This window comes from Pseudomonas sp. RAC1, from assembly GCF_030658255.1.
Classification (GTDB): domain Bacteria; phylum Pseudomonadota; class Gammaproteobacteria; order Pseudomonadales; family Pseudomonadaceae; genus Aquipseudomonas; species Aquipseudomonas boreofloridensis.
The window spans coordinates 53,582-64,866 of the sequence record NZ_JAUTXS020000010.1; the positions used below are offsets into that span (position 1 = coordinate 53,582).

An 11,285-nucleotide genomic window follows, 5' to 3' on the forward strand; every position below is an offset into this window, starting at 1 on the left:
GGGTAACGACGCCTAAAGCTGCGGGCGATTACCGCCCCAAATCCCCAAGGCGAAGCAGGTCTGCGTTTACAAAACTAACCAGATGGTACAAAAATAATCGCATCCAATAACAAAAGCGATGCACTGTCATGACCTCCCCCCTTGCCGCCCACGGCATTCTCGCCGGCCTTGTCGGTCGTGGTATCCAAGCCTCCCTCACGCCAGCCTTGCACCAAGGCGAAGGCGATGCCCAATCCCTGCGTTATCTGTATCGTCTGATCGACGCCGATCAACTCGGCGTGGACGATAGCGCACTGCCTGCGCTGGTGGACGGCGCGCAGCGCAGCGGCTTCACCGGCCTGAACATTACCTTCCCGTTCAAGCAGGCCATCGTGCCGTTGCTCGACGAACTGTCAGAAGAAGCGCGTGGCATCGGCGCCGTGAACACCGTGGTATTCAAAGGCAGCAAGCGCATTGGCCACAACACCGACTGCCTGGGCTTTGCCGAAGGTCTGCGCCGTGGTTTGCCCGATGTGGCGCGCCGCCAGGTGGTGCAACTGGGTGCGGGCGGTGCAGGTTCGGCGGTGGCGCATGCACTGCTGGCCGAGGGCGTGGAGCAACTGACCCTGTTCGAGGTCGACGCCGCTCGCGGGCAAGCCCTGGTAGAAAACCTCGCACAGCGTTTCGGTGCTGGCCGGGCGCTGCTCGGCAATGATCTGGCGGTTGCGCTGGCCGCGGCTGACGGCCTGGTCAACACCACGCCGGTGGGCATGAGCAAACTGCCCGGCACTCCGCTGCCGGTGCATTTGCTGCATGCACGGTTGTGGGTAGCGGAAATCATCTACTTCCCACTGGAAACCGAATTGCTGCGCCATGCCCGAGCGTTGGGCTGCCGTACCTTGGACGGCGGCACCATGGCGGTATTCCAAGCGGTGAAGGCGTTCGAGCTGTTCAGCGGCCGGGCGGCCGATGCCGCGCGCATGCAGGCGCATTTTGCGCGGCTGGGCTGAGGATCACAGGCAGATCGAAGGCAAAGGCCAGATGAGCACCATCGCCCAGACCTGCGCATCGCCGAGCGCAATCAGTCGTCCAGTGGTTTGGGCGCCGCAGCGGGCTTGACAGGTTTGGTCCCCTTGTTCGGCTTCTCCGGCTTGCCGGCTGGCGCCACAGCCACCGGTTCAGGCGCAGTCACGGCCTTTTCGCTGGCCGGCAGTTCGTCGACTGCCTTGAACACCGCTTGCGGGTCGAGCTTCTCCGGGGTGTCGTCGTCCTTGAGGACATGACGCTCGCCATCCTTGCCGATCAGGATCACCCGGGTGCCTTTGCTCGCCCCGAGCTTGAGCTCACGAATCAAGGCCATGGTGGTCTGCTGTTCGAGGTTTTTGTCTTCGCGCTTGCCCATCATGCTGGCCACGCTGAACAGCACCAGATTGCGCTCCTTGAACCCGGCTTCGGTGGCAGGATCCTTGATGGCCTGCTCCAGGCCGCGCAGCGTCGGGTCGGCGCTGCTGGGCGCGATGACGACCAATGGCCGTGCCTTGCCCAGTTCCTTGGCCAGTGGAGCGTCGCTGTCGGCGGCGAACAGCGGTCCGCTGACGGCGAACAGGGTGGCGAGGGTCAGTGACCGGACGAGCATGAGCATCTCCTTGTTTTCTCGATTAACCAGGGACTACAGATCAGGGAGAAAGATCCGAGCCAGAGCCTAAACCAAGGGATCAGGCACCGGCTTAGACTAAAGGTAACGTGGGATTTCGGAAACGGCCCCGAACGTCTCAGAAGCTTCCTACACATCTGCAAGCATAGTCGATCAAGGCATCAGGGACGCCTGTGGCTGGGCCCCGGTTGCGGTTCGGGCCTGGCCTGGGCGAGTGCTGCACGGGTGTATGCCAATATGCGTGCATCCCACGCCGCCTCTCGGTCCCGACCAATGCTGCGCAGCCAGTTTTCATAGTCATCGGCGGACACCGTCAGTGCCCTCACCTGTTCGGCGAACGCCGAATCGTCCTGCATCGCTGCCAATTCACTCTGGCTCTCTTGCAACTGGCGGGCGTTTTCGGCCAAAGCCGCTGCATTGCGCACCCGCGCCTCAGAACCCTCGCCCAGCGCCTGTGCTTCATCGCCCAACACCCGCGCCCGTTGCTGCAAGGCGTCGATCTGTGCGGCGCGATCGAGCAGCACCTGGTCATAGCTTTTGCCCTCGGCCATGTCCTCGATCACTTGCAGGCGGCTGTGGAAACGTTGGTCCAATCGCTCGAAGCCTTCTGGATCGCTGCGCAGCAGATGGGTGCGCCAGAAGGACTTCCAGACCATCGACTGCGCCACCGCCTCGTCGGTCTCGCTCTCATGCAACCGCGCCCGCGCGTCGTCCAACTGATCCGCACCCACACCAGCCACCTCGCGGTAACTCATGGTCGCCGGTTGCCCCGGCAGATCGAACTCGTCACGCAGGCCTAGCCGGTAGGCCAGTCCTACCTCGACTTCATCCGGATGCCCACCGTCCTGGCGCCGACCCTGCAGGTCTTCGGCGATGATGCGATCGAGTTCGTCCAGCCGCCACAACTGTCGACCCAGGTACAGCAGAGCGGACTCTTCGGCACCGCGCTCGGCCTCACACCGTGCTCGCCACACCAGCAGATGGACTTCCAGATCGCTGAAGCGGCCAATCACCGCGTCGTCACACCCCTCCAGCCCCCTGGACAGGTCGAACAGCTCCTGACGCAGTTCGGCATGGTCCTGGGCAGCCTGCAGGGTGGCCGCGACTCGGCTGCCCAGGCCGGTAGGATCGGTTCGGTAATCGCGGGTCTCGCGCAGACGAGCCAGCAAGGCCAAGTAGTCCTGACTGCCCGGCTCGGCCTGCAAGGCGTCCCAGGCTTCGCCGAAACCTCTGGCCTCACGCGGCGCGATGCTGCGCATCCACCCCTCGCGCGCATAGTCCAAAGCCTGAGCAAGATCGAGCGACTCGGGTTCGTCGACCCCTGAGGCAGGGTCCGTTTCCTCCAGCCAGCCGTTCACCCTCATGAAACTGCGCAGCCGGTTGGCCGAGCCGGACTCCAGCGGGTTCTCGGCTAGCAGGATGGCACCCGAAACCCACAGCGGGACTCGGTAATAGTCGTCCGGCACCCGTGTAATGAGATTGTTGCGCAGGTCCACTTCTTCCAGCAGGTGGCGGTCGAACAGACCGCTCGGCAGTTCGCTGATGCTCGTCGCACGCACCTGCAGCGAGATCAGGCGCGGCATGGCAGCCACCGAGAACACCCGCCCCAGCGGATTGAACGACAGGTTCAGCCGCTGCAAACGGGTACAACGACCCAGACGCTCGGCCTGTTCAGGGTCGAGCACAATCTGGTTACCGTACAGGTCCAGCTCGCGCAACTCAGGCAAGTGCTCGATGTTGGCCGGTAATCGGCTCAACGCGTTGTTGTTCAGCGCCAGGGACTGCAAGCCGGTGAAGGCGTTCATGAACGAATCAGGGATCTCTTCCAGGCTCATGCTGGTCATGTTCAGCGACACCACATGACCGAAGCGCACCTGCGCCGGGATGTCTGGTAGTCGACGCATGGGCAGTCCCCAGAGGGCCAGGCGATAGCCGATCGGCTCGCCGACCTGATTGGCCACGCGCTGAGACTGGCGGCGCCAGACAGCCATCAGCGCATCCCTCATGGCAGAGCGCTCGGCACGGGCCATCAGCCCCGGCGCTTGCTGGGTCCAGGCAGCGAGGTGTTCGCGCAGCGTGTCGAGCTCTGCCCCCAGGCGCTGCAGCTCGAGGTTATGGTCGAGACCTTGTGCGCGTACGGAAATCAGCCAGTTCTCCACTTCGCTGTCGCTGAAATTGGGGTACAGCGCCCGAACCCGTGCATACAATGCGCGGGACTGGCGTCTCGCGCCGCGCCCACTGAGTGGATAGCCCAGGCGTCCGTCAGCCAGACGCTGGGGCGGCCGGAAGCCGCCAACTGGCGAGCGCAGCCCCAGGGCCTGCTGGATTTCGCCCGGCTGACGGGCAGCCAGTCGGGCCATGCGCACGCGCAGGTTATGCGGCAGTGGGTCGCTCAGTCCCATCGCCGTACAGCGCGATTCATCCAACGTGCGCGCGATGACTTCGAACAACTCGCCCCGCTCGCCGAGTGCATGGCCTCCCTGCGCCAACTGGAACCTGCCATTGAGATGAACCAGGTCGAAGCTGGCCGCGCCCTCCCCGGCTTCGATCGACAGCAGCGTGGGCCCCGACAATGAATGCTCGTACAGACGCCATCCGCTAGCGGCGGCCGGCCCAGGCGATCGGCCCAAGAGGTGCAACACCACCCGCGCCAGATCCGCGTCCTGGCTGGCGTCCAGGTACAACCCCTCCAGCACCCGGGCGACACGGATCTGCCGCACCATTTCACGCGCCGCCTCCGCCAGGGCCAGCGGCACGCGTGCCCCTTGCAACAAACGTTCGCGATCCGCAGCACGGGCATCGTTGAGCACCTGGGCAGCGCCCCGTGAATGCAGCGAGGTGAACTGCCGTCGCACGATCTGCGCCCCGGGCGCGTCACTGGGCCGCGTGGCCTCATACAATTGCTCGAACAGTTCTCGACGCTGTGCCCAGATCCGCTCGGCCAGGGCTTGATCGCTGACGTCGGCGGCACCCGGCAAGCGCCGCGCATGGGCGAGCACCAGACCGTCGCTCGCCGGCTGGCCGCTGCGCAACTGGCTGACGGTGCCCCGAATGCGGCGGTCCAGATCGTAGCGCTCGACGCTGTCCTGCCAGACTGCAGGAGGCTTGCGTCCATCGGCATGCAGCGCGCGCAATTGCGCGGCATCCAGGCCGTGAATCTGCATGATTTCGTCCAACTGCTGGTCATCCAGTCGCGCCCAGGCCCCGCCCAGGCGCCGACACAGCCGATGCGGATCGTCCCAGGCCAGCGGCTGCTCCCACCACAAACGCCAGGCACCGGCGCCGTTGTGTTCGAGCAGCGGGCCGTGACCGTTGTGCGGCAAAAGCTGCCAGCGCAGATCGGCGCGCTGTCGCACCGGATAGTGATGTTCATCGATCTGGACCCAGGTACGGTCGCCGTGGCGCCAGAGGCCCTGTTCGTCGCAGCGCGCCTCGGCCGGCGGTGCGTCGCGCCAGGGCGAAAGGTCTTCGTGCCACAGGCGTGTACTGCCATCCTCCAGGGTGACCGGCAGCAGCTCGTCGACCCAGCGTGATCGACTCCAGGCACCGCGCACCACACCCACTCCGGCGGCCGTGACCGCGAATGCAGCGACATCGCCCGCCACATTGAGCAGGTGGTCCAACGCCTCACTGGTATCGCCTTCTCGCCAGGCCTCGACGCCGTGGTAGACCTCGCCCAGCAGCTCCCAGGCGGTCACCGCCAGCAACCCCAGGCCGATCACCGGCACGAAGAATCCCGCCAAACTCAGCAATGCCCAGCCTTCGCTGGCCAAGCGTTGATCGTGCTCGCGCTGCACCTGCTCATCGACGGCACTGACCGGTACCGCGATCATCGCAGCATCGTCCTTGATCTGTGCGATACGTGCCTGCGCCAATTGGTCGAACAAGGGCTCAGGCAACGGCAGCATGTGCTCCTGCAGCGCGATATTGGCCAGATCTGATACGCCCGCGTAGCCACTGACCAGCTGATTGAAGAATGCATTGGCCTGCCGCCTGCGAACGAAGCGACTGAAAAATGCTTGATAGTCGGCAGTGCGCAGGCGCTTGCCCAAGTCGTTGGCGAAGTAGCGCAAGGTGGGAAATGCACTCCAAGGGGTGTGCGGATCGCCTGGAATATGCACCAGCACACGTTGACTGGAGGTATAGAGAGGGCTGAGGCTTTCGTCGCGCACATCCAATATCACGATGCGCTCCAACGCAGTGCCGAACAACTGCAGGCGCTTGGTCTGAACCGGACAACCTTGGAAGGTTGGCTTGACGGTCAAGCTGCACACCTGCACCACCAGTTGTAACTCCTGCTCGCTCAAGTGGCCTTTCAGGCGCGCCACATGAGCATCGGCGAGCATCCCATAGCGGTGTGCGCGGGCCAGAAGGGACAAGGTCCGGCGCTGCGCTGCGCCTGCCGGCTCGTCGGCGTGATCGTCAGGTTGCAGCACCTGGTCCACATGCGCCTGATACTGCCCACCCACATCCACCTCGCGGCACAGTTGGGCGAACTGCGCGGCAGTGGGCAGTACAGCCTGTTCGTCATCGGGCCGGAGCAGCCGATTGCCTTCCAGCTGTCCACCCTCCTCAGCCTGCTCGGCGCTGAAGTTGCGCAGAGCTGCCTCCAAGAGTGATATCTCGCGATACACCGCCTTGGTCACTGGGTAACCGATGGGTTGCGAGGTCAGTACAGGTTCGCGGGTGCCGACTCTGAACCGCAAGGCATCCAGCTCGACAGCCCTGCCCATCTGCTGTTCGAGCGCTGCGCTCAGCAAGGGCGCGGCGTAAGCATCCGGGGACTGAAGTCCAGCCAACAGCGCTCTGGCCCGTTCGTGAAAATACAGGCTCAAGCTCAACGCATCCTGAAGTGCCTGAACCTGTTCAAGGCTGGCGGTCGCCAGCCAATTGGGCAAGCGCCGACCGATGATCCAGTCCTGATGCGCTGCCGAGGGAGGAATAGCGTGAGTCACGATGGCATGCTCCTGGGAAAAGCCCTGAGGCTAAGGAGCAGGCGGTGCGCTCAGGCGCTAGATAGTTGCCACGTAGAATGCGTCGACTCGCTCAGTCCTCGACTGGCGATAAGGCCTGCTCGGCGTCCCAGCCCCCGCCCAGTGCTGCGATCAACTGCACACTGGCCACCAGCCTCCCCTGCAGCAGGTTCAAGGCACTGCGCTCATTGCTCAGGGCGGTAGTCTGCACGTTGACCACGTCCAGATAGCCGATTAACCCAGCGCGATACTGGTTCTCGGTCAAACGCAACGACTCGCGCGCCGAATCCAGGGCTTCCTGACGTACCACAGCCTCATCGGCATAGACCTTCAACTGCACCAGGTAGTTTTCCACCTCTTTGAAGCCATCGAGCACCGTCTGGCGATACTGCGCGACGGTCTGGTCATACACCGCCACGGTGCGATCGACCTCGGCGCTGCGTTTACCAGCATCGAACAGAGTCAGCGCCAGTTGCGGGCCGACCGACCAGTAGCGATTGGGCAATTCGATCCAGTTGCTGAAGCTGCTGCTGGAATAGCCACCATTCATGCTCAGCGATAGATCGGGGAAATAGGCGGCGCGCGACACGCCGATGTTCGAGTTGGCGGCCATGACCTTGCGCTCGGCAGACGCGATATCCGGACGACGCTCGAGCAACTGCGACGGCAGGCTCAACGGAATCTGCGGCAATGCAGGGATGTCGCGGGTTTCGGCCAAGGAAAATTCGGCCGGCGCCTTGCCCATGAGTACGGCGATGGCGTTTTCGTACTGGGCACGTTGCCAAGCCAGGTCGATCAGGTCGGCCTGGGTGCTCTTGAGCTGGGTGCGCGCCTGGGCCACGGCATCGGGCCCGGCGACGCCGGCGCGGTACTGGTTCTGGTTCATCCGCAGCGAGCGTTCGTACGCGGCCACCGTGGCCTGAAGCAGCCGCTTCTGCTCATCGATCACACGCAACTGCAAGTAGTTCTGCACCAGCTCGGACTGCTGGCTCAGCCGAATTGCCGCCATGTCGGCCAGACTGGCCTGGGCGCTGGACTCATTGGCATTGAGGGTTTCGCGCAGCTTGCCCCACAGGTCGATCTCCCAGCTCACCCCCAATTGCGCGTTGTAGGTGTTGCGAATGCCACTGCTGTTGTTCGACAGACTCGAACTCGAACTCCCCGCCCCCTGGGCCGAACGGTTCTTGCTGGTGGTGAGGTTCAGCGATGGAAACAGCGACGCACGGCTGCTACGTACCAGGGCCTGGGCCTGACGGTACTGCGCTTCGTACTGGGCCACGGTCTGATTGCTGCTGTTGAGGGTCTCGACCAAGGTATCGAGCTGGCGGTCGCCGTAGAGTTCCCACCAGGCGCCACGGGCAATGGCATCCGAGGGCTTGGCCTGGGTCCAGCCCTCGGCCTGCTTGAACTGCACCGGCGTGCTGACCTCGGGACGGTGATAGTCGGGGCTGAGCGTGCAGGCACTGAGCAGCGCGACGCACAGCCCGGCACCTAGCAGGCGTGAGCCGCGGCCACGGGTCAGCAGTTGCAGGGCACGGTGCAGCGGGGTCTGGGCAAAATTCATAGCGGAGTATCCAGGGCGGCGTCGGTACGCACGCCGCGCCAGCGGTTGAAACGATGGCGCGCGCGGTCCAGGTACAGGTAGACGACGGGAGTGGTGTAGAGGGTGAGCACCTGGCTGAACACCAGGCCGCCGATGATGGTCAGGCCCAGCGGCTGGCGCATCTCCGCGCCTTCGGCCTGGCTGAGCAGCAGCGGCAACGCGCCCAGCATCGCGGCGAGCGTGGTCATCAGAATCGGTCGCAGCCGTAGCAGGCAGGCGCGGCGGATGGACTCTTCAGGCGTCAGGCCTTCGTGGCGCTCCAGTTGCAGCGCCAGGTCGATCATCAGAATGGCGTTCTTCTTCACCACCCCGATCAGCAGGAACAAGCCGAGCAACGAAATCAGGCTGAACTCCCCGCCGGTGAGGTACAACGTAAGCAAGGCGCCCACTCCAGCCGAAGGCAGGGTCGAGAGAATGGTCAGCGGATGGATGTAGCTCTCGTAAAGAATGCCCAGCACCAGATACACCAGTACCAAGGCGCCGAGAATCATGAACGGCTGGCCCTGGGCGGTCTTGGCGAAAGCATCGGCGTCGCCGCCGAGCTTGGCGATCACCGATTCGGGCAGCCCCAGCTTGGCCACCTCACGCTCCACCGCCGCCAGCGCCTGATCGACGCTATAGCCTTCGGCGACATCGAAGGAGATGTCCTCTGAGGCGAACTGGTCTTCATGGCTGACCCGATCGTTGGCCAGGCTGTTTTCGTAGTGGGCGATGGTCGACAGCGGCACCCGCGCGCCGTCGGCGGTGATCACCTGCACCTGTTCCAGTGTGCTCGGGTCCCAGGCATAGCGCGGGTTGATCTCCATCACCACCTGGTACTGGTTGAGGCTGTCGTAGATGGTGGAGATCTGCCGCTGGCTGTAAGCGTTGTTCAGCACCGCGGTGATCATGTCCATGTCGATGCCCAGGCGCTTGGCCTGGTCGCGGTCGACCACCAGCGTCACCTGCTGGGTGCCGGCACCGTCACGCGCATCGATGGCGGTGAGCTGCGGCAGCTTGCGAAACGCCGCCGCTACTTTCGGGAACCACTCACGCAGGGCTGCCAGATCGCCACTCTGCAGGGTGTACAGGTACTGCGAGGAGCTCTGGTCACGCCCGCCGCCGCCCAGTTGCAGGTCTTGGTCGGCCATCAGGTACAGCCGCCCGCCCGGCACTTTCGGCAGCTCCTTGCGCAGCCGGTCGATGACTTTCTGGGCGTTTTCCTTGCGCTCGCCGATGGGCTTGAGGCGCACCAGCACGAAGGCGTTGTTGGTGCCGCTATTGCCGCCGATGAAGCCGGCCACGCTCTGCACGGCCGGGTCGGCCAGCAGCGCGCGTCGATAGGTTTCCATTTTCGGCTGCATGACGCTGAACGACAGGCCATCGTCGCCGCGCACGAAGCCCTGCAACTGACCGGTGTCCTGCTGCGGCATCAGGGTCTTGGGCACGATCACGTAGAGGGCAACGTTGAGCACGATGGTCGCCAGCAGGCTGAGCAACGTGAGGCGCCGATGGCGCAAGGCCCAGCCCAGGCTGCGGTCATAGCCAGCGACCATGCGCTGGTGCTGCCGGTCGCTCCAGCGCTGCAGGCGTGTCTGCTGGCGCGCGGTGTGCGGCTTGAGCCAGCGCGAGCACAGCATGGGCGTGAGGGTCAGCGACACCAGCAGCGAAACGAGGATCGCGGCCGCCAAGGTGATCGAGAACTCCTGGAACAACCCGCGCACGATGCCACCCATGAACAGGATGGAAACGAACACCGCCACCAGCGAGACGTTCATCGACAGCAGCGTGAAACCGACCTCCTTGGCGCCGAGAAATGCCGCACGCATGGGTTTCTCGCCGTTCTCGATATGCCGTGAGATGTTCTCCAGCACCACGATGGCGTCGTCCACCACCAGTCCGGTGGCGAGGATCAGCGCCATCAGCGACAGGTTGTTGAGCGAGAAGCCACACAGGTACATGACCGCGAACGTACCCACCAACGACACCGGCACCGCAAGGCTGGGAATCAACGAGGCGCGCAGGTTGCCCAGGAACAGGTAGACCACCAGGATCACCAGCACCACGGCGATCAGCAGGGTGTGTTCGGCTTCCTTGAGCGTCGCTTTGATCACCGGCGAGCGGTCCATGGCCACGTTGAGCTTGACGCTGGCCGGCAGCAGCGACTGCAAGGCCGGGAGCTGGTCCTTGATCTGCTGCACGGTCTCGATGATGTTGGCGTTGGCCTGGCGGTTGATGACCAGCAGCACCGCCGCATCGTTGTTGAAGAAACCACTGTTGTAGCGGTTCTCGACACCATCGCGGACCTTGGCCACATCCCCCAGGCGCAGGATCGCGCCGTTCTGCTGGCGGATCACCAGGGGTTTGTAGTCATCGGCCTTTTCCAGTTGGTCGTTGGCACGCACCTGCCAGTTGCGCTGGTCATCCTCGACGAACCCCATGGGGCGGCGCTGGTTGGCATTGGCCACCGCGGTGCGTACTTCGTCCAGGGACAGCCCGTACTGGTTGAGCAGTTGCGGTTCCAGCTCGATGCGCACCGCTGGCAACGAGCTGCCGCCGATCTGCACCTCGCCCACCCCGGTGACCTGTGACAGGCTCTGGGACAGGATGGTGTCCGCCAGGTCGTACAGCTGGCCTTTGGACAGGACGTCGGAGGTCAGCGACAGCACCATGATCGGCGCCTGCGACGGATTGACCTTCTTGTAGGTCGGCATGCTGCGCATGCCGCTGGGCAACAGGTTGCGCGTGGCGTTGATCGCAGCCTGGACCTCACGCGCGGCACCGTCGATGTCGCGGCCCAGCTCGAAGCCGATGATCACTCGCGTGGAGCCTTGGCTGGAATTGCTGGTCAGCACGTTGACCCCGGCAATGCTGCCCAGCTTGCGTTCCAGCGGCGTGGCCACGGTCGAGGCCATGACCTCCGGGCTGGCCCCCGGCAGGCTGGCCTGCACCACGATGACTGGGAAGTCCATCTGCGGCAGCGGCGAAACCGGCAGCAGACCGAAACTCACGCCGCCAAGCAGCATGATCGCCAGGCTCAGCAGCATGGTCGCCACGGGCCGACGAATGAACGGGCCGGACAGGTTCATCGAGCGCT

Annotated in this window: 5 protein-coding genes; 1 reads left to right on the top strand and 4 read right to left on the bottom strand. The window is 64.1% G+C overall.

Annotated features, from left to right (window positions below; translation table 11 throughout):
• The first annotated feature begins 128 nt into the window (after positions 1–128).
• Positions 129–989, top strand: a complete 861-nt coding sequence (locus Q7C30_RS01615) for a shikimate dehydrogenase (RefSeq protein ID WP_317870411.1) — start codon at positions 129–131, stop codon at positions 987–989.
• A 71-nt stretch (positions 990–1,060) separates the two neighbouring features.
• Here the strand turns inward: Q7C30_RS01615 and Q7C30_RS01620 are convergent, their stop codons facing one another.
• The 4 genes from Q7C30_RS01620 to Q7C30_RS01635 form a co-directional block, all read right to left on the bottom strand.
• A complete protein-coding gene (locus Q7C30_RS01620; protein WP_029612575.1) occupies positions 1,061–1,615 on the bottom strand; it encodes a DUF4174 domain-containing protein in 555 nt (184 codons plus the stop codon).
• A 179-nt stretch (positions 1,616–1,794) separates the two neighbouring features.
• A complete protein-coding gene (locus Q7C30_RS01625; RefSeq protein ID WP_317870412.1) occupies positions 1,795–6,588 on the bottom strand; it encodes an NEL-type E3 ubiquitin ligase domain-containing protein in 4,794 nt (1,597 codons plus the stop codon).
• Positions 6,589–6,679: 91 nt separating this feature from the next.
• The gene (locus Q7C30_RS01630) at positions 6,680–8,170 is read right to left on the bottom strand and encodes an efflux transporter outer membrane subunit (protein ID WP_317870413.1); all 1,491 of its coding nucleotides are present in this window, start codon (positions 8,168–8,170) and stop codon (positions 6,680–6,682) included.
• Complete coding sequence (locus Q7C30_RS01635; protein WP_317870414.1) at positions 8,167–11,277, bottom strand: multidrug efflux RND transporter permease subunit; 3,111 nt, start codon at positions 11,275–11,277, stop codon at positions 8,167–8,169. Before Q7C30_RS01635 ends, Q7C30_RS01630 begins: the two co-directional genes overlap by 4 nt.
• Positions 11,278–11,285 lie beyond the last annotated feature (8 nt).